Origin of the sequence: Allobosea lathyri (assembly GCF_900108245.1) — a bacterium.
Taxonomy (GTDB): Bacteria; Pseudomonadota; Alphaproteobacteria; order Rhizobiales; family Beijerinckiaceae; genus Allobosea; species Allobosea lathyri.
Map to the genome: position 1 here is coordinate 110796 of NZ_FNUY01000012.1, position 17763 is coordinate 128558.

Below are 17763 nucleotides of genomic sequence, written 5' to 3' on the forward strand. Positions count from 1 at the left end.
ATTCACCCTGTGGCGATCTGAACATGAAACATATCATCATCGGCGGAGATGGCTTCGTCGGCTCGCATCTGGCGGCCGATCTTTCGGCTGTCGGCGAGGAGGTGCTGGTCGCCGATATCGTCAAGAGCGGCCATGCGCATTACGCCAAGGTGCCGTTCCACAAGATCGACGTTACGAGCGCAGACAGCGTCAACAGCATCCCGCTCGGGCAGGACGACCTCGTCTATAATCTCTCGGCCAAGATGCTCTCGCCCATCGTGACGCGGGCGGAGCGGCACGCGTTCTTCTGGCCGGTGAACTATCACGGCACGGCCAATATCCTGGCCTGGATGGAGAAGCGAGGGGCCAACAAGCTGGTCCATTTCACCACCGACATGATCTACGGCCATTCCGTGACCGTGCCGCAGGATGAGACCCACCCGGCAAAGCCGCTCGGCGAATATGGCGAGAGCAAGCTTGCGACGGAGACGCTGGCCCAGACCTATCGTGACAAGGGCTTCCAGATCCCGATCTTCCGGCCGCGCCTGATCATCGGGCCGGGCCGTCTGGGCATTCTCGTCAAGCTGTTCAAGCTGATCGACATGAACCTGCCGGTTCCGATGATCGGTTCGGGCAAAAACCCCTATCAGTTCATCTCGGTGTTCGACTGCGCCAGCGCCTGCGTCGCCGCCTGGAAGGCTGATTTCCCCAACAGCGCCTATAATCTTGGTTCGGATGACCCGCCGCCGGTTAGGAAGCTGCTTGGCGACCTGATCAAGCATGCCGGCTCGAAATCGATCCTGCTGCCGACGCCGGCCGCGCTGGTCAAGCTGACGCTGAACGCGCTCGATGCGGTGAACCTGCCGATCATGGACCCCGAGCAGTACATGATCGCCGACGAGATCTGCATTCTCGACACCAGCAAAGCCAAGCGCGAACTCGGCTGGAAGCCGATGCACCGCGACGAGGACATGCTGCTCGCCGCCTACACCGAATACCGCAAGGGCCTCGATGCCCATCAGCAGAGCCAGAGGAGCCTCGCAGCATGAGCATGCCCGCTTTCAAGAATGAAGACGCCGCTATGACGAACGCACCCGCGCGTCCCAAACTCTACAGCGTCGAGGATGCCAAGAACCTCGACGTCAACACGGTGAAGGACCTGTTCACCGCCCATATCAATCCGGGCCAGGTGCATTTCCTCAAGCTGCTCGGCTTCGACAAGATCCTCGTCGATCGCGCCGAAGGCATGCATTACATCACCAAGGACGGCCGCAAGATCCTCGATTTCTTCGGGGGCTTCTGCTCGGTCGCCTTCGGCCACAACCACCCGCGCATCATCGCGGCCCGGCAGAAATTCCAGGACGAGAACCGCCATGAGATCTGCATGGCGTTCATGTCGCAATATGCCTCCGCGCTTGCGGCCAATCTCGCGGCGATCTCGCCCGGCGATCTCGACATGGTCTTTCTGGGCTCGACCGGCTCCGAGGCGATGGAAGCGGCGCTGAAGGTTGCCGAGCAGGCCCAGGGGCCGGCGCGCTCGAAGATCCTGCACGCTGCAAACTCGTTCCACGGCAAGACCAAGGGCGTGCTCTCGGTCACCGATTCCAGCCTTTACCAGTCGCAGTTCAAGCTGGTCGACAACCGGGTCAAGGTGCCCTTCGGCGATATCGAGGCCATCCGACAGGCGCTGGAGAGCGACAAGTCGATCGGCATCGTCGTGATGGAGACGATTCAGGGCGGCGGCGGCATCGTCGAGGCGCCACTCGGCTTCTGGCGCGAATTGCGCGTGCTCTGCGACAAGCATGACGTGCTCTGGGTCGCCGATGAGGTCCAGTGCGGGCTCGGCCGCACCGGCCAGTTCTTTGCCTTCGAGCGCGACGGCGTGGTGCCCGACGTCACGGCGCTGGCCAAGGCGCTCGGTGGTTCAAAGGCTGCGATGGGCGCGATGATCGCCCGCCGCGAGCTCTATATGAAGGCCTATGGCAAGCCGAAGACCGCGCTGATCCACGCGCAGGCGACGTTCGGCGGCATGGGCGAGGCCTGCATCTCGGCCATCGAGGGGCTGAACGTGCTCTATGAGGAAGACCTCATGGGCAACGCCCAGCGCCAGGGCGACTACCTGATCGAGCGACTGAACGGCCTGCGTGCCAAATATCCGAGCCTGCTCAAGGAAATCCGCGGGCGCGGCCTGATGATCGGCGTCGAGTTCAACGATATCAGCGAGACCTTGCCGTTCGGGCTGAAGCACATGGTCGCGCTGCTCGACGACAAGCTGAAGGGTTCGCTCTGCGGCTTCATCGGCGCGCTCCTGCTGAAGGATTACGACGTGCTCGTCGCCTTCACCGAGTATAATCGCAACGTCATCCGCCTCGAGCCGCCGCTGATCGCGACGCGCGAGGATTGCGACACCTTCATCGATGCGCTCGACGACCTGCTTGGGCGCGGCATCACGAAGATCGTGACGGACTATCTGCGCAAGGTTGCAGTGGCCAAGGGCTGAGCCCCCGCTGCCTGTGCCGTTGTCGGGAAGGGCCGGTTCGCCGGCCCTTTTCTTTTGCGCGCGCCCTGACATCGTCTGACAAGATCACGGGAGATGATCTCCCAAACGGGAAGCGCTTCATGCTCGGTCACCTCTCTTTCGGCGTCCGCGATCTCGCTGCGGCGATCGCGTTCTACGACGCTGCGCTTGCCCCGCTCGGATTGGTCCGCGTCTGGAGCGACGCTGATGCAGCGGGCTACGGCAAGCCCGGCGGCGGTGATGTGCTCGCGTTGAAGCGCAGGCCCGACGCCGCGCCTGCTGGACCCGGTTTCCATCTCGCCTTCGACGCGCCATCGAGAGAGGCGGTCGATGCCTTTCACGCAGCCGCTCTCAATGTTGGCGGCAGCGACAACGGCGCGCCCGGGCTCAGGCTGCATTATGGGTCGAACTACTATGCCGCTTTCATCGTCGATCCCGAGGGCTGGCGGCTGGAGGCCGTGCATCAGGCGCGGGTGTGAGGCCGTCGGCCGGCCCCTGAACGCCGCCCGGCCCGTTGCTTGCGCAACGGGCCGGCTCGGAACGAGGCAGGTTCTTGCGGTGAGGGTCACTCAGTAGAGCGAGCAGACCTTGCGGTAGCCGACGACTTCGCCGAAGCGGTTGACACGCTCGACCATGTCGCAGCGGCGCACGGGCTCATCGTCATCATAGGCCGGCGCCGCATAGGCATTGCCTGCGGATGCGGCGAGCAGGCCACCGACGGCGAGGGCTCCGACGATGCCGGCGCCGACGCCCCAGCCATGACGATAACGCGGGCGGGCTTCGGCACCGCCAGCCGTCGCCAGAACGGCGGTGGCGAGGGTGAGCGCGGCGAGCGTGGCGGCGGCGGTCTTCCTGAAGCTGGTCATCGTCCTGTCTCCCGAGGTTCGTTCGGGGGCGAACCATTCGCCCTCCATGACCATTGGTCGCGGCCGGCGGCGGGTAGGTTCAAAGCGAGGCGAAGATTTTTTTGGCGCCCCATCTTTAAATACGCGTCGTCATCCCGGACGCAGCGAAGCGGAGATCCGGGATCCATCGGAGGAAACTGCGCTCTACGATCGATCCCGGATCGGCGCCGCTTACGCGGCTTGTCCGGGATGACGGTGCGGGTGATGGTACCGGCCGCGGATGAGCGGCTGCCTACCGCCAAAGGCCCTCAGCCAGCTGTCACGCGCCGCCAGAAGCCCGACGAGAATCCCGGGTCGATATGGCCAGCGAAGTCGCGCCAATGCGGAAACGAGGCCTCGAAGGTTGCCGGCGACATGCGGGCGTCCTTGTAGGGGTTCACACGTCCGCCCGCCGTGATCGCAATGCGGTCGAGTTCGTCGAGCAGGGCTGCCGTGCGCGCGCCGCGATTGGGAAAATCGAGCGTCAGGGTCGCCCCGGCAATCGGGAACGACATCATGCCGGGCGAGGGAACGTCGCCGAAGATCTTCAGGACGGTCAGGAAGGAGGCTTCGCCGGCCGCCAGCGTGCGCCTCAGCATCTCCTCCACTGCGGTGCGGGCGTGGATCATGGGGATGGCACATTGGAATTGGCGCAGGCCGCCCGGCCCGTAGGCGCGGTTCCAGTCGTTGACGCGGTCCAGCGGGTAGAAAAACGGGCGATAGGGGATGCGTCGCGGCTCCGGCGACCGTGGCTGTGCGTTCCGGTAAAGCAGGTTGAAGACGCGCAGGGTCAGCCCGTTGATCAGCGGGATCGGCGGCTTGAGCGGGAAGGGCAGGCTGCGCCTGGCGCGTGGCTGCGGCGCATCCGAAGCCGGCGCATGATTTGCCCGGAAAAACACGCCGCGGCCGAAATTCGCGCCGCTGGCGAGCGAGTCGATCCAGGCGACGGTGTAGTCATGCGTCGCATCCGATTCTTCGGCGATCGCGAAGAAGCAGTCCAGCCCGTCGAAATGCAGCGTCTCCTGCCGCATCTCGGCCGAGGCGACCGGCATCAATTGCAGCGTCACCTGCGTGATCAGCCCGGTCAGGCCAAAGCCCCCGATGGTGGCTGCGAACAGCTCGCCGTTCATGTCGGGCGCGCAGGTCAGGCGGCTGCCATCCGAGCGTACGAGCTCGAAAGCCCGGACATGGCGGCCGAAGGTGCCGGCGCGATGGTGGTTCTTGCCATGGACGTCATTGGCAAGAGCCCCGCCGATGGTCACGAAGCAGGTGCCGGGCGTCACGGGGGGAAACCAGCCGGCGGGAACGACGAGCTTCAGCAGCGTGTCGAGAAGGACGCCGGCCTCGCAAGTGATGAGCCCGCTTTCGCGGTCGAACGCCAGAATGCGGTGGAGCTCGCGCCCCATGATCAGGGTGCCGCCATCGTTCAGGCAGGAATCGCCATAGGAGCGCCCATTGCCGAAGGGCAGTGCCGGGCGGCGATGTCGGGATGGGGCCGCGATCCAGTCCTCGGGTTCGACGAACTCGCTGTCCCGCGCCGACAGCCCACCCCAGGAGCGGATATCGGGCGGGGTGCTCACGGCAGGACGGTCGCCGCGACCATGATCGCCAGCACGGTTGCGCCGGTGACCTGGCTGCGCCAGTCGCGGATCATGAAGACGAGCGGATCGTCGGGCAACTGTCCGCGCCGGGCCAGGAACCAGATTCGCGCCATCTGGTAGAGGATGATAGGGCAGACCAGCCAGATCAGCTCCGGATGTCGATAAAGCTGCTTCACTGCGGCGCTGTCGACATAGAGCGCCATGATCAGCGCGCAGGTGCAGCCGGAGGCCATGCCGAGCTGGGACAGGGCCTCGATATCTTCGGCATGGTAGCCGCGCCCGGCCTTCTTCAGGCCCGACTGGTCCTGGGTGATGCGCAATTCGGCATAACGCTTCACCAGGGCAAGGCTGAGGAACAGGAACATCGAGAAAGCGAGCAGCCAGGACGACAGGGGGATTGCGGCGGCCGCGTTGCCGGCGAGAATTCGCAGGGTATGCAGGGCGGCCAGAGCGAGCACGTCGACAAGCAGCTTGCGCTTGAGGACGAAGAGATAGGCCAGGGCCAAAGCGAGATAGGCCGTGAGCGCCAGCAGGAAGAGCCTGGGCTCGGGCACGAGGAAGGCGAGGGCGAAGGCGGTGAGCAGCAGCAGCGGCATGGCCATATAGGCCTGCCTTTCGGTGATCTCGCCCGCTGCCAGCGGCCGCTTGCATTTCGTCGGATGGCGCCTGTCCGCCTCGACATCGAGGATGTCGTTGAGGAGGTAGATGGAGGATGCGATCAGGCTGAACGAGATGAAGGCGACGATGCCGTGCTGGATCGCGGCGATATCGAAGACATCGTGGTTGAGCAGGATGGGGATGAAGACGAGGCCGTTCTTGAGCCAATGATGCGGCCGCATCGCTCTGATCATCGCGGTCAAAGACATAGCGGCTCTCGTTTTCCCTACGAAGTTCCGTTTCCCGGGCAGAGCTCGCTTCACCCATGCGCGCGGCAACAGACAGCAGATCGCTCTTGCGGCTGCGTTTCTGGCCGACAAATCCTAAGCACGGGTGGATAAGGGGCTTTTTCGGGCGCCCAATCGGCTGCCATGATTAACAGCAGCCTGCCGCAATCCTGGGCGCGGCGCGGCAAATCCGGCCGCTAGGCAGGGCATTTGGCCCGGTTTCACGCTCATCGCGATGAGGCGGGATCGTTCTGGGTGCGGCATGCGGCAGTTTGCCGGCAGGCGTGCGGAAGCGCGAGAGATCAGATCGCGATCCCATCGGCCGCGATGCTTTCGCAGAGACAGGAGCCTGGTCGTCACGGCCTGCAGCACATGGCTGCAGGCCGTCATAGAAGGCTTCAGGCCCGATCAGGCCTTGGCGGAGCTTGCGGCGGCGTCGATATTGGCGACGAGTTCGGCATCGAGGCCAAGCGCGCCTGCGAGCCCTGCAAGGAAGTCCTTCTCCGCCGGCTTGTCGGGATTGATGGCGATCCGGGCGGCCGTATAGATCTGCGCGGCCAGCTCCGGCGATTCAGCCGCTTCGACCAGCGTGTCGACCGAGGCCGGGTTGGCCATCTCGTTGGCCAGCCACTCATTCGCCTCGGGATCGAAGCCCGCTTCGCGAAGCCCGCCGAGAATCGTGTTGCGCTCGTCGGGGTCGATGGTGCCATCGGCGGCGGCCGCTGCGATCATCGCGCGAATGAAGACCAGCGCAGTGGCTTCCGTCGCGGCTGCCGGCTCGAAGCCGGTGCCGGCGGGGGCAGGCAGGATGGCCTGCTGCTGGCTGTCGAGCAGGGGCTTGCCGGCCTGATGGTTCTGGTAGGCCTTGTAGGCGAGGCCGCCGATCAGCGCGAGACCACCGAGCTTGGCCGCCGAACCGGCGACGGAGCGGCCGGCCGAGGTGCCGAAAACCAGAGCCCCGAGGCCGCCCAGCACTGCGGTGGCCATGGCGGGATTGCTGTTGAACATGCCCTTGGCCTGTTCGAGAATGTCCTGCGGCGAACGGCCACCCGCGACCTTGCCGAAGGCGTCGGTCGCCGTCTGCTGCACGCCGGTCTGGCGCGCGGCGTCGCCGACGCCCTGCGTGGCCTGACCGAAAATCTGGCCGGCCATCCCGGCCAGACCGCCTGCGCCGCCGGCCTTCTGGACCTGCTCGGCGAGCCCGCCCAGCATGCCGCCGAGACCGCCCGGCTGCCCTGCCTGCGATCCGGCCTGGCTACCTGCACTGATCAGGGCATCGAGCAGCGATTTGGCGTTGAACATAGGTTTTCCTTTCAGTCGCGGCATAGCCACCCTGCGGCGGAGTTAGGTACCGCAATGCACAATCGCCAGAGGGATCATGCAAAACAGCACGGCAGGGCTGCGGTTTTATAACACCGGACCTAGGCCATTGGCAGCGGCAGCAGGCCCGGTTCCTTCAGCGTCTCCAGCGCAATCTCCGAGCGCACGCGCGCCACGCTCTCATGCGGCATCAAGATTTCGTTGACGAGGCGAGACAGCTCCTTGAGGTCTCCGACAGCCACCTTGAGCAGGTAATCTGCCTCGCCGGTCAGCGCATGCGCCTCCAGGATCGCGGGCGTCAACCGCACGAGATCGCGAAAGCGCCGCGCATTGTCGCGGGAGTGCGTGTCGAGCGCGACATGGATGAAGACGATGACGCCGAGCCCGACGGCCGAGGGTTCGATCACGGCACGATAGCCGCGGATCGCGCCGTCCTGCTCCAGACGTTGCCGCCGCCGTGAGACCTGGCTCGCGGATAGCCCGACCTTGTCGGCGAGAGCTCCGTTCGTCAGCGAGGCGTCCTGCTGGAGAGCATCGAGCAGGCGCCAGTCGAAGGCGTCGAGATTGGTCATACCGTGCATCATTTAAGCCGAAGTGCTCAGTCTGTGCAAAATTGACCGTCATTCTCACAATTTTGCAAGCTCTTTGCCTCGTCGGCGCGCGAACATGACACGAGCGAACAAGAGGAGAGCTCTTATGGGTCCGTTTCCGCACGATGCCGCTCCGCCGGCCATTTCGGACGCCAATCCGATGGGCACCGATGGCTTCGAATTCGTCGAATACGCTCATCCGGAGCCGGAAAAGCTTGGCGCTCTGTTCGAGACGATGGGGTTCACGCCGGTCGCCCGGCACCGCTCGAAGCAGGTCACGCTATATCGACAGGGCGACATCAACTTCGTCGTGAACGCCGAGCCGAACTCTTTCGCGCAAGGTTTCGCGTCAGAGCACGGCCCCTGCGCCTGCGCCATGGCCTTTCGCGTTGTCGATGCGAAGCAGGCCTTCGCGCGCGCCGTGTCGGTCGGTGCGGAGCCTTATGAAAGCAAGGTCGGTCCCGGCGAGCTCACCATCCCCGCTGTGAAGGGCATTGGCGGTTCGATCCTTTATTTCGTCGATCGCTATGGCGAGAAGGGCTCGATCTGGGACGTCGATTTCGAGTGGATCGCCGAGGCGGACCCGCATCCCGAGCAGGCAGGACTCTACTATCTCGATCACCTCACGCATAACGTCCAGCGCGGTCGGATGAACCATTGGGCCGACTGGTATGGCAAGCTGTTCAATTTCCGCGAGATCCGCTTCTTCAATATCGAGGGCAAGCTGACCGGGCTGATCTCGCGCGCTTTGACCTCGCCCTGCGGCAAGATCCGCATTCCGATCAACGAGTCGCTCGACGACAAGAGCCAGATCGAGGAGTACCTGCGCCAGTATAAGGGCGAGGGCATCCAGCATGTCGCGATGGGCGCGCACGACATCTACGCCACTGTCGAGCAATTGCGTCGCAACCAGTTGCCCTTCATGCCGGCGCCGCCCGCGACCTATTACGAGAAGATCGATGCCCGCGTGCCAGGGCATGGCGAGCCGGTCGACCGGCTGAAGGCCAATGGCATCCTGATCGATGGCGAAGGGGCGGTGGCGCTCGGGTCCAAGGAAGGCCGGATGAGCAAGGTCCTGCTGCAGATATTCTCCGGGACCGTGGTCGGGCCGATCTTCTTCGAGTTCATCCAGCGCAAGGGCGATGATGGCTTCGGCGAAGGCAATTTCCGGGCGCTGTTCGAATCGATCGAAGAGGACCAGATCCGGCGTGGCGTGTTGACCGCGGCGGAGTAGCGCGCCACCCCGTCATTGCGAGGAGCGCAAGCGACGAAGCAATCCAGGGGACGTGGAGCGCTGCCGCCCTGGATTGCTTCGCTTGTGCTCGCAATGCCGAGTTCTACGGTGCGAGCTTGCGCAGCAATAGCGGCGCGCCGACGGCAGGGTCCCTGCGCCATTGGCTGTTCTCGAAGACGAGATCGACGCCGTGGCCCTTGCGGGCGACCAGCGTCAGCCTGCCGCCGGAATAGCGCCAGCCCACGGGATCGAAGATCGTCAGCCCGGTATCCTGGCAGGTTCCTTCGAAAGCCGCCGGTGCGCGGCCGTCGGCCGAGACCGGGGTGGCGCTGAGCGTGATGCGGCAGGCTTCGCGGTTCTGCTGCCGCATCACGGCGTAGCGGCCGGGCAGCGTGTCCGGTGCCGGAGCGCTGGCTGGATCTACGGTCGTGGGGCGCTGCGCGGCCGTGGCGGTCCGCTCGGCCGTGTTCTGGGTTGGGCGCCTGGCGCTGCGGGGGTGGTCTTTCGAGGCGAGCGCGTATTGCTTGCCATCCGTTCCCTTGCCCTGAAAGCCGGCGTCGGGCGTCCGCTCGTCGAAGGCGATCACCACCTTGCCGGCGGCATCGCGCAATTGCGGCCTGCCATTGGGGGAGATGTTCCAGGTCTGGACGTCCGACAGAACAGGCAATGCGCGCCGGCAGGTCGCGGGAAAGCGGACCTGGCGACCCTGCGGCGTTTCCTCGACGCCAAGGGTGACGGTGCAGCTGCGCGATGCACCGACCTGTTCGAGCTCCCAGGCGCCGAGCAGCGGGCGGATCGCATCGGGAGCCTTGTCGGCCCCGCGCGGTGGCGGAGCCGTCTGCGCCCCGGCGGGGGCGAACCACAATCCACAGCCTGCCGCGACCAGCGGCAGGAGGAGACCTAAGTGGCGGAGCATGCTGCGGCTCAGGCTTTCGTCCATGGTGTCTCGGGCACAGGGGTCAGCGGGCCCTTGCCATCGAACCACGAAAACAGGTTGTCGACCAGAAGCTGACCCATCTGTTCGCGGGTGTGGACCGAGGCAGAGCCGACATGGGGCAACAGCACGACATGATCCAGCGCGATCAGTTCGGCGGGCACGCGCGGTTCGTCCTCGAAGACGTCGAGACCGGCCGAGAGAATGGTCTTGCTCTTGAGCGCCTCGATCAGCGCCTGTTCGTCGATGACCGTGCCGCGGCCGACATTGACGACAATGCCGTTGGGGCCGAGCGCCTTGAACACCTCGGCATTGATCATGTGATGGGTCGAGGCGCCGCCGGGCGCGACGGAGACCAGCGTATCGACGTCGGCAGCCATCTCGACGAGCGAGGGATAGTAGCGATAGGGCACGTCCGCCTGGCGCGAGCGGCCGTGATAGGCGATCGGGACGCCGAAGGCCTCCAGCCGGTGCGCGACGGCTTTGCCGATGCGGCCCAGACCGACGATGCCGACCTTGCGCTTGCGCAGCGATGTCGTCAGCGGATAGGCGCCCTTCAGCCACTTGCCTTCGCGCAGATAGCGATCGACCTGCGGCAATTGCCTGATCGTCGCGAGCAGCAGGCCGATCGTCAGGTCGGCGACCTCGTCGGAGAGTACATCGGGGGTGTTGGACACCACGATGCCGCGCTTGCCGGCCTCCGCCGCGTCGACATTGTCGTAGCCGACACCGAAATTGGCGATCATCTCGAGCTTAGGCAGCGCGTCGAACAGCGCGCCATCGGTCCTCATGTGGCCGCCGCCGCCGGCAATGCCGCGCACGCGGTCGGCGACCTCGCGTAGCAGCGCTGCGCGGTCATCGGCCTTCCAGAGCTCGTGGACGGTGAAACGCGCCTTCAGCTGGTCGGCCGCATAGGGCATCAGCGGGCCGGTCATGATGATCTCGGTGGCGTTGGGCCGTGTCATGAAGATGCTTCCGTAAGCTGGATGTGGGCTGCTTGATTCGGTCTTTATGAATCGATTAAATAACGAGTATGAAGGCCAAGCCGAGGGTCGCACACTCCCTTGCGCAGCATGGCCGGCATCTCAACACGCTTCGCGCTGCTCGAAAAGCACCTGCGGCGTTTATTTAGTATGCTTTATTTTCGCTATTTTCAGGTTGGCCAGCGTGACCGCGTCGCCCAGGAAGGTGAGCGTGGCGTTCAGGCTGTCGATGACGAGTCCGGCCATCCGCGCTGCCGCGAGATCTCCGTCGCGCTGGATGATGGCATTCAGGATGTGTTCGTGGTCGACCAGCGACGCGACGAAGAAGTCGCGGTCGTCGACCGATTTCAGCAGCAGGGTCCACTGGATCGTCGCCGTCACCACGCTGGCGAGGCATTGCAGCGTCGAGTTCTGCGCGGCCGCGAAGATGGCCTCGTGGAAGGCGAGGTCGGCCCGGATCGTCGTGTCGGCATAGGGCGGGTTTTCGGTCATGCCGCGAAAGGCGGCCTCGATCCGGGCGATGTCGGCGGGGGTACGGCGCAGGGCCGCCAGCCGGGCTGCGCTCGGCTCGACGAAATGACGCAACTCAAAGAGATCGCGGATGAATTTCTCGTTCGGGTCGGCCTCGAAATGCCAGGAGAGCACATCGGGGTCGAGCAGGTTCCAGCTGTCGCGAGGGGCGGCGCGGGTTCCGCTCTTGGGCCGAGCCTCGACCAGGCCCTTGGCGGTCAGGATCTTTACGGCCTCGCGATAGGCTGTGCGGGAGACGGAAATCTCCGACCGCAGATCGTCCTCGTTGGGCAGAAGTTCTCCGGCCTTCACGGCGCCGGTGATGATGGCGACAGCGAGTTTCTGCGCGACCTGACCGAACAAACGGTCGGGATTCAAGGTCGTCGGCCGCGAATAGTCGCGCACCCGCATTGTTTGCCGCCCCCCTGGATTTCGCGAAGCGTGCGGCGGAAAAATGCGCCATGTTCGCCATCGCCGCGGCGCTTGACACGCCTGCTCGTATCGTATGACTTTATCGCAGATGATACCGGACGCAACAGGCCAAGCCTGATCTGCGGCCGTTTGCATCGATCGGTCACAAGAAGCCGATAATGCTGATGTGGAATCACTCCCCAAGGGAGGGCTACCGCGTCCTCGGGGAAACAGAAGTCCAAGGGAAGGCTCCAGATGGCCTCAGTCCAGATTGCCGACGTGCGCAAGGCCTATGGCTCGACGCAGGTCATCCACGGCGTCGACATCGATATCAACGACGGTGAATTCGTCATCCTGGTCGGTCCGTCCGGCTGCGGGAAGTCGACGCTTCTGCGGATGATCGCGGGGCTGGAGAACATCTCCGGTGGCGAGATCCGGATCGGCCCGCGCGTCGTCAACGACGTGCCGCCCAAAGAGCGCGACATCGCGATGGTGTTCCAGAACTATGCGCTCTATCCGCACATGACCGTGGCCGACAACATGGCCTTCTCGATGAAGCTGCGGAAGGCGCCCAAGGCCGAGATCGACGAGCGCGTCAACAAAGCGGCCGGCATCCTTGGCCTCGACAAGCTGCTCGACCGCTTTCCGCGCCAGCTTTCGGGCGGCCAGCGCCAGCGCGTCGCGATGGGCCGCGCCATCGTGCGCGATCCGCAGGTCTTCCTGTTCGACGAGCCGCTCTCCAACCTCGACGCCAAGCTGCGCGTGCAGATGCGCACCGAGATCAAGGAGCTGCACCAGCGTCTGAAGACGACGACGGTTTACGTGACCCACGACCAGATCGAGGCCATGACCATGGCCGACAAGATCGTGGTGATGCATGACGGCATCGTCGAGCAGATGGGCGCGCCGCTCGACCTCTACGATCGCCCCAACAACCTGTTCGTGGCGGCTTTCATCGGCTCGCCCTCGATGAACCTGCTCAAGGGCACGATCACGGCTGCAGGGTTCGAGACCGAAGGTGGCGTGGTCTGGCCAATCGGCCAGCATCCGGCCGATTCCAACGGCAAGGCGGCGGTGTTCGGCATCCGGCCCGAGCATATCCAGCTCAATCCCAACGGCCTGAAGGCCGAGGTCGTGGTCATCGAGCCGATGGGCTCGGAGACCCAGGTCATCGTCCGCTGCGGCGGCCAGAGCCTGACCTGCGTCTTTCGCGAGCGCATCACCGCCAAGCCCGGCGAGACGATCACCATCACGCCCGATATCCATGTGACGCATCTCTTCGACGCGGCCACGGGCAAGCGGATCGACTGAGCGGTCCGCAGGCCTGCGCAACGCGCCGAAGCCTGATCGGGAGAGACGAGACACGAGATCAAGCCGGCTCCCATCCATGTCCGATGGGGGCGGGTCCACACCAAAACCGGACAATCCGGTTCAAGGCTGCCGAAAAGAGCGGCCGAACCAACATCCCAGGGAGGACACACATGAACTTCGATCGCAGATCGCTGATCAAGGGCGGCGCGGCGCTGGGCCTCGGCGCCGGCACGAACCTGCTCGACTACGCCAAGGCCTGGGCGCAGGCCTCGCCTTTCAAGGTGGAGCCGAATGCCAAGCTCAACCTGATGCGCTGGAAGCGCTTCGTCGAGGCCGAGGACGTCGAGTTCATGAAGCTCGTCGCCGCTTTCGAGGCTGCGACCGGCGCCAAGATCACCGTCACCAACGAATCCTACGATGATCTGCAGCCCAAGGCTTCGGTGGTCGCCAATACCGGGCAGGGACTCGATCTGGTCTGGGGCCTCTACTCGCTGCCGCATCTGTTTCCGCAGAAGTGCCTCGACCTCTCCGATGTCTCGAAATATCTCGGCGAGAAGCATGGCGGCTGGTTCCCGTCAGCGGACGCTTACGGCAAGCTCGGCAACAAGTGGATCGGCATCCCGATCGCCGCGAGCGGCGGCCTCGTGAACTATCGGATATCCTCGATCAACAAGGCCGGCTTCAAGGAATTCCCGAAGGACACTGCCGGTTTCCTCGAGCTCTGCAAGGCGCTGAAGGCGAACAATACCCCGGCGGGCATGGCCTTCGGCCACGCCTCTGGCGACGCCAACACCTGGCTGCACTGGCTGCTCTGGAGCCATGGCGGCAACCTCGTCGACAAGAACGACAAGGTCATCATCAACTCGCCCGAGACCGCCAAGGCGCTGGAATACGGCAAGGCGCTCTACGAGACCTTCATTCCCGGCACGGCCTCGTGGAACGATTCCTCGAACAACAAGGCCTTCCTCGCCGGCGAGCTGCATACGACCGTCAACGGCATCTCAGTCTATGTCGCGGCCAAGAAGGAAAAGCCCGATATGGCGGCCGATATGGACCACGCCTACATGCCGATCGGGCCGGCGGGCAAGCCGACCGAACTGCATCTGCCCTTCACGATGCTGGCCTTCCAGTTCACCAAGGTGCCCAACACCTGCAAGGCGTTCATCGCCTTCATGCTGGACGCTCCGCAGTTCAACCCATGGATCGGCGCGGCGCAGGGCTACCTGTCGCACTTCCTGGCCGAATACGACAAGAATCCGGTCTGGACTGCCGATCCCAAGACAACCCCGTTCCGCGACGTCGCCAAGCGCACGCTGACGCCTGCGGGCCTGGGTACGCTGGGCGAGAAGGCGGCTTCGGCAATCGCCGACTTCATCGTGGTCGACATGTTCGCGAACTACGCCACGGGCCGCGAAGACATCAAGGGTGCGATCGCGGGCGCCGAACGGCAGGCCAAGCGCATCTACCGTTGATGCAACGAATGCGGGGGCGGCCCGTTTCGACGGGCCGCCCCTCGCTTCCAAGCGCGCTTCAAACCGCAATCCGGCGTAAGGCCGGATATGTCTCACGACTGAAACCGGAACCGCGATGGCCAATTCAGCAATCGAGATGCCGGCGAGCCTGACGAAAACCAGGAGCGAACGCTCGGCCTGGCAGAAGCTCCGCGGCAACCGCAACTGGCTCGGATTCTGGTACATGATGCCGGCTGCCGGCATCCTGCTCCTGTTCCTCGCCTATCCGCTGTTCCTCGGCGTCTGGCTCTCCTTCACCGACACCAAGATCGGCCGCGCCGGTGAGTTCATCGGGCTCGAGAACTATGAATGGCTGGGAGGCGACAGCGTCTTCTGGATGTCGGTCTTCAACACCCTGCTCTATACGGTGGTGGCCAGCATCGCGAAGTTCGTCATCGGGCTTTACCTCGCCTTGCTGCTGAACAAGCACTTGCCATGCAAGGCGCTGATCCGGGCTGCGGTGCTGATCCCCTTCATCGTGCCGACCGTGCTCTCGGCCATCGCCTTCTGGTGGATCTACGATTCGCAGTTCTCGATCATCTCCTGGTCGCTGCGCCGGCTCGGCTGGATCGACCACAACATCAATTTCCTCGGCGATCCCTGGAATGCGCGCTGGTCGACGATCTTCGCCAATGTCTGGCGCGGCGTGCCTTTCATCGCGATCACGCTGCTTGCCGGGCTGCAAACCGTCTCGCCATCGCTCTACGAGGCGGCGACGCTCGACGGCGCCACGCCCTGGCAGCGCTTCCGGCACATCACCTATCCGCTGCTGACGCCGATCATCGCGGTGGTGATGACCTTCTCGGTGCTGTTCACCTTCACCGACTTCCAGCTGATCTGGGCGCTGACGCGGGGTGGCCCGGTCAACGCGACCCATCTGATGGCGACGCTGTCCTATCAGCGCGCGATCATCGCGGGGCAGCTCGGCGAAGGCGCGGCGATCTCGACGGCGATGATTCCCTTCCTGCTCGCGGCCATCGGCATCGCCTGGTACGGGCTCCAGACGCGTAAATGGCAGCAGGGTGGCAGCAATGAGTAGCATCGACGCCGGACAGATCGATCGCGGCCGCGTTGCCACGCAGGACCACAGCGAGGGCATGGCCTATCTCGAGACGCTGCCAAGGCGTGTCGTCACGACCTATATTCCGCTGCTCCTGATCCTGATCGTGCTGCTGTTTCCATTCTACTGGATGGCTTTGACCGCGGTTAAGCCCGACGAGCAGCTGATCGACATGGAGCGGGTCAATCCGTTCTGGACGTGGACGCCGACCTTCAAGCACATCCACAAGCTGCTGTTCGAGAGCGACTACCCACGCTGGCTCTGGAACACGATGTTCATCGCGAGCTGCGCCACCTTCATCTCGCTCGTGGCCAGCGTGCTCGCCGCCTATGCGATCGTGCGCCTGCGCTTCAAGGGGGCGGTTACGGTCGGCGCGCTGATCTTCCTGGCCTATCTGGTGCCGCCTTCGATCCTGTTCATTCCGCTGGCGACGGTGATCTACAAGGTCGGCCTGTTCGATACCCCGCTGGCGCTGATCCTGGTCTATCCGACGATCCTGATCCCGTTCTCGACCTGGCTGCTGATGGGCTACTTCAAGACCATTCCCTACGAGCTCGAGGAATGCGCCCTGATCGACGGCGCCAGCCGCTGGCAGATCCTGACCAAGATCATCCTGCCACTGGCGGTTCCCGGCCTGATCTCGGCATTCATCTTCTCGTTCACGCTGTGCTGGAACGAGTTCATCTACGCGCTGACCTTCCTGTCATCGACGCAAAACAAGACGGTGCCGGTCGCGATCGTCAACGAGTTCGTCGACGGCGACATCTATCGCTGGGGCTCGCTGATGGCCGGCGCGCTGGCGGGATCGCTGCCGCTGGTGATCCTCTACGCCTTCTTCGTCGAGCACTATGTGTCGGCAATGACCGGGGCGGTGAAGGAGTAACTGTTTCGGGCTAACCTTGCCTTTCGTTCCACCCGCGCCGTCATCCCGGACGCAGCGAAGCGAAGCTCCGGGATCCATCATGGGGCGCTGAACTCTACGATGGATTCCGGATCGGCGCCGCTACGCGGCTTGTCCGGGATGACGGTGGAGTCAAAAGAGCTTCACTGAATGACCTCCACCTCCACCTCCACCTCCATCGCCTTCGTCGGACTCGGTGCCATGGGGGCGCCGATGGCCGAGAACCTCGTCAAGCGGCAGTTCCGCGTCACCGGGTTCGACATGCGCGAATCCGCGCGCGACGCGCTTGTCGCTGCGGGCGGCCATGCGGCGGCAAGCGCCGGCGCTGCCGCAGAAGGCGCGGATGCGCTCGTCCTGATGGTGGTCAATGCGGCCCAGGCGCGCGCAGTGCTGTTCGAGGCCGGCGCACTGGCGGCGCTCGCGCCGGGCGCCAGCGTCATCCTGATGGCGACGTGCCCACCCGGCGAGGTCGAGGCCATGGCCGCCGAGGTCACGGCGTCCGGCCGCCATTTCGTCGATGCGCCCGTCTCGGGTGGCGTCACCGGAGCGCGCGGGGCGACGCTGTCGATCATGGTCGGCACGCCGGCCGATAGCTTTGCCCTCGTTCGCCCGGTGCTGGAGGCTCTGGGCGACAAGGTCTTCCATGTCGGCGAGAAACCGGGGCAGGGCGCCACGGTGAAGACGGTGAACCAGCTGCTCTGCGGCGTTCACATCGCAGTCGCCGCCGAAGCCTTGTCTCTGGCCGAGAAGGCCGGCATCGATGGCCGCCTGCTGTTCGAGATCATGGGCGGCTCGGCTGCGTCGAGCTGGATGCTGAGGGATCGCGGGCCGCGCATGCACGAGCCCGACCCGATGGTGGCGAGCGCGGTCGATATCTTCGTCAAGGATCTCAGCATCGTGCTCGATGCCGGGCGCGCGGCCAAGACCGCGCTGCCCCTGGCCGCGGCCGCCCACCAGATGTTCCTGGCGGCATCGGGACTGGGCCATGGCGCGCGCGACGATTCACAGGTGGTACGGGCCTATCGCGCACTCAACGCCAAGCCCGCCAATGATCCGTGAGCATTTGCGCCCTTCATGATCGCAGGAGCATAGCGGCTGCGCCCGTTTTGTTCGACAACCGGCCGAGCGTGAC

17 protein-coding genes are annotated in these 17763 nt (G+C 64.5%); 9 read left to right on the forward strand and 8 right to left on the reverse strand.

Annotated elements, in window-relative coordinates:
• The first annotated feature begins 23 nt into the window (after window positions 1–23).
• From C4S73_RS23235 to C4S73_RS23245, 3 genes are all read left to right on the forward strand, one after another.
• Window positions 24–1028 (forward strand): NAD-dependent epimerase/dehydratase family protein, encoded by a 1005-nt coding sequence (locus C4S73_RS23235; protein WP_103874971.1) that lies wholly within the window; start codon window positions 24–26, stop codon window positions 1026–1028.
• On the forward strand, window positions 1025–2479 hold the full coding sequence (locus C4S73_RS23240) for an aspartate aminotransferase family protein (RefSeq protein ID WP_103874972.1): 1455 nt from the start codon (window positions 1025–1027) through the stop codon (window positions 2477–2479). The genes C4S73_RS23235 and C4S73_RS23240 overlap by 4 nt, the downstream gene beginning before the upstream one ends.
• A gap of 119 nt (window positions 2480–2598) precedes the next feature.
• On the forward strand, window positions 2599–2976 hold the full coding sequence (locus C4S73_RS23245) for a VOC family protein (protein WP_103874973.1): 378 nt from the start codon (window positions 2599–2601) through the stop codon (window positions 2974–2976).
• A gap of 90 nt (window positions 2977–3066) precedes the next feature.
• Here the strand turns inward: C4S73_RS23245 and C4S73_RS23250 are convergent, their stop codons facing one another.
• The 5 genes from C4S73_RS23250 to C4S73_RS23270 all read right to left on the reverse strand — a co-directional run bounded on the left by C4S73_RS23250 (window position 3067) and on the right by C4S73_RS23270 (window position 7758).
• Window positions 3067–3363, reverse strand: coding sequence for a hypothetical protein (locus C4S73_RS23250; protein WP_103875038.1), 297 nt, complete (start codon window positions 3361–3363; stop codon window positions 3067–3069).
• A gap of 287 nt (window positions 3364–3650) precedes the next feature.
• Window positions 3651–4961 (reverse strand): FAD-binding oxidoreductase, encoded by a 1311-nt coding sequence (locus C4S73_RS23255; RefSeq protein ID WP_160115890.1) that lies wholly within the window; start codon window positions 4959–4961, stop codon window positions 3651–3653.
• Window positions 4958–5959: a UbiA family prenyltransferase gene (locus C4S73_RS23260; protein ID WP_103874974.1), complete on the reverse strand. Its 1002-nt coding sequence runs from the start codon at window positions 5957–5959 to the stop codon at window positions 4958–4960. Before C4S73_RS23260 ends, C4S73_RS23255 begins: the two co-directional genes overlap by 4 nt.
• 315 nt (window positions 5960–6274) lie before the next feature.
• Window positions 6275–7168, reverse strand: coding sequence for a tellurite resistance TerB family protein (locus C4S73_RS23265; RefSeq protein WP_160115892.1), 894 nt, complete (start codon window positions 7166–7168; stop codon window positions 6275–6277).
• Window positions 7169–7287: 119 nt separating this feature from the next.
• Complete coding sequence (locus C4S73_RS23270; protein ID WP_103874976.1) at window positions 7288–7758, reverse strand: Lrp/AsnC family transcriptional regulator; 471 nt, start codon at window positions 7756–7758, stop codon at window positions 7288–7290.
• Window positions 7759–7882: 124 nt separating this feature from the next.
• Between C4S73_RS23270 and hppD the strand changes: the two genes are divergently transcribed.
• On the forward strand, window positions 7883–9010 hold the full coding sequence (gene hppD / locus C4S73_RS23275) for a 4-hydroxyphenylpyruvate dioxygenase (protein WP_103874977.1): 1128 nt from the start codon (window positions 7883–7885) through the stop codon (window positions 9008–9010).
• A gap of 103 nt (window positions 9011–9113) precedes the next feature.
• On the opposite strand, the gene C4S73_RS23280 is transcribed toward hppD, so the two are convergent.
• The 3 genes from C4S73_RS23280 to C4S73_RS23290 form a co-directional block, all read right to left on the reverse strand.
• Window positions 9114–9926 carry an AprI/Inh family metalloprotease inhibitor gene (locus C4S73_RS23280; protein ID WP_160115893.1) on the reverse strand — a complete coding sequence of 271 codons (813 nt, stop codon included), beginning with the start codon at window positions 9924–9926 and terminating at the stop codon, window positions 9114–9116.
• Between the two features lie 8 nt (window positions 9927–9934).
• Entirely contained in the window at window positions 9935–10909 is a 975-nt protein-coding gene (locus C4S73_RS23285; protein WP_103874979.1) for a 2-hydroxyacid dehydrogenase, read from the reverse strand.
• 159 nt (window positions 10910–11068) lie between these two features.
• Window positions 11069–11848 carry a FadR/GntR family transcriptional regulator gene (locus C4S73_RS23290; RefSeq protein WP_160115894.1) on the reverse strand — a complete coding sequence of 260 codons (780 nt, stop codon included), beginning with the start codon at window positions 11846–11848 and terminating at the stop codon, window positions 11069–11071.
• A gap of 255 nt (window positions 11849–12103) precedes the next feature.
• Here C4S73_RS23290 and C4S73_RS23295 point away from each other — a divergent pair, with 255 nt between their 5' ends.
• The 5 genes from C4S73_RS23295 to C4S73_RS23315 all read left to right on the forward strand — a co-directional run bounded on the left by C4S73_RS23295 (window position 12104) and on the right by C4S73_RS23315 (window position 17690).
• Window positions 12104–13159, forward strand: a complete 1056-nt coding sequence (locus C4S73_RS23295) for an ABC transporter ATP-binding protein (protein WP_103874981.1) — start codon at window positions 12104–12106, stop codon at window positions 13157–13159.
• Between the two features lie 170 nt (window positions 13160–13329).
• A complete protein-coding gene (locus C4S73_RS23300) occupies window positions 13330–14631 on the forward strand; it encodes an ABC transporter substrate-binding protein (RefSeq protein WP_103874982.1) in 1302 nt (433 codons plus the stop codon).
• Between the two features lie 115 nt (window positions 14632–14746).
• Window positions 14747–15709: a carbohydrate ABC transporter permease gene (locus C4S73_RS23305; RefSeq protein ID WP_103874983.1), complete on the forward strand. Its 963-nt coding sequence runs from the start codon at window positions 14747–14749 to the stop codon at window positions 15707–15709.
• Window positions 15702–16613: a carbohydrate ABC transporter permease gene (locus C4S73_RS23310; RefSeq protein WP_103874984.1), complete on the forward strand. Its 912-nt coding sequence runs from the start codon at window positions 15702–15704 to the stop codon at window positions 16611–16613. Before C4S73_RS23305 ends, C4S73_RS23310 begins: the two co-directional genes overlap by 8 nt.
• Window positions 16614–16781: 168 nt before the next feature.
• Entirely contained in the window at window positions 16782–17690 is a 909-nt protein-coding gene (locus tag C4S73_RS23315) for an NAD(P)-dependent oxidoreductase (RefSeq protein WP_103874985.1), read from the forward strand.
• The last annotated feature ends 73 nt before the right edge of the window (window positions 17691–17763 follow it).

Bases quoted from the DNA above. Each gene is read 5' to 3' on its own strand.
- C4S73_RS23235 (WP_103874971.1), top strand. From the start codon at position 24: ATGAAACATATCATCATCGGCGGAGATGGCTTCGTCGGCTCGCATCTG.
- C4S73_RS23240 (WP_103874972.1), top strand. From the start codon at position 1,025: ATGAGCATGCCCGCTTTCAAGAATGAAGACGCCGCTATGACGAACGCA.
- C4S73_RS23245 (WP_103874973.1), top strand. From the start codon at position 2,599: ATGCTCGGTCACCTCTCTTTCGGCGTCCGCGATCTCGCTGCGGCGATC.
- C4S73_RS23250 (WP_103875038.1), bottom strand. From the start codon at position 3,363: ATGACCAGCTTCAGGAAGACCGCCGCCGCCACGCTCGCCGCGCTCACC.
- C4S73_RS23265 (WP_160115892.1), bottom strand. From the start codon at position 7,168: ATGTTCAACGCCAAATCGCTGCTCGATGCCCTGATCAGTGCAGGTAGC.
- C4S73_RS23270 (WP_103874976.1), bottom strand. From the start codon at position 7,758: ATGACCAATCTCGACGCCTTCGACTGGCGCCTGCTCGATGCTCTCCAG.
- hppD (WP_103874977.1), top strand. From the start codon at position 7,883: ATGGGTCCGTTTCCGCACGATGCCGCTCCGCCGGCCATTTCGGACGCC.
- C4S73_RS23280 (WP_160115893.1), bottom strand. From the start codon at position 9,926: ATGCTCCGCCACTTAGGTCTCCTCCTGCCGCTGGTCGCGGCAGGCTGT.
- C4S73_RS23285 (WP_103874979.1), bottom strand. From the start codon at position 10,909: ATGACACGGCCCAACGCCACCGAGATCATCATGACCGGCCCGCTGATG.
- C4S73_RS23290 (WP_160115894.1), bottom strand. From the start codon at position 11,848: ATGCGGGTGCGCGACTATTCGCGGCCGACGACCTTGAATCCCGACCGT.
- C4S73_RS23295 (WP_103874981.1), top strand. From the start codon at position 12,104: ATGGCCTCAGTCCAGATTGCCGACGTGCGCAAGGCCTATGGCTCGACG.
- C4S73_RS23300 (WP_103874982.1), top strand. From the start codon at position 13,330: ATGAACTTCGATCGCAGATCGCTGATCAAGGGCGGCGCGGCGCTGGGC.
- C4S73_RS23305 (WP_103874983.1), top strand. From the start codon at position 14,747: ATGGCCAATTCAGCAATCGAGATGCCGGCGAGCCTGACGAAAACCAGG.
- C4S73_RS23310 (WP_103874984.1), top strand. From the start codon at position 15,702: ATGAGTAGCATCGACGCCGGACAGATCGATCGCGGCCGCGTTGCCACG.
- C4S73_RS23315 (WP_103874985.1), top strand. From the start codon at position 16,782: ATGACCTCCACCTCCACCTCCACCTCCATCGCCTTCGTCGGACTCGGT.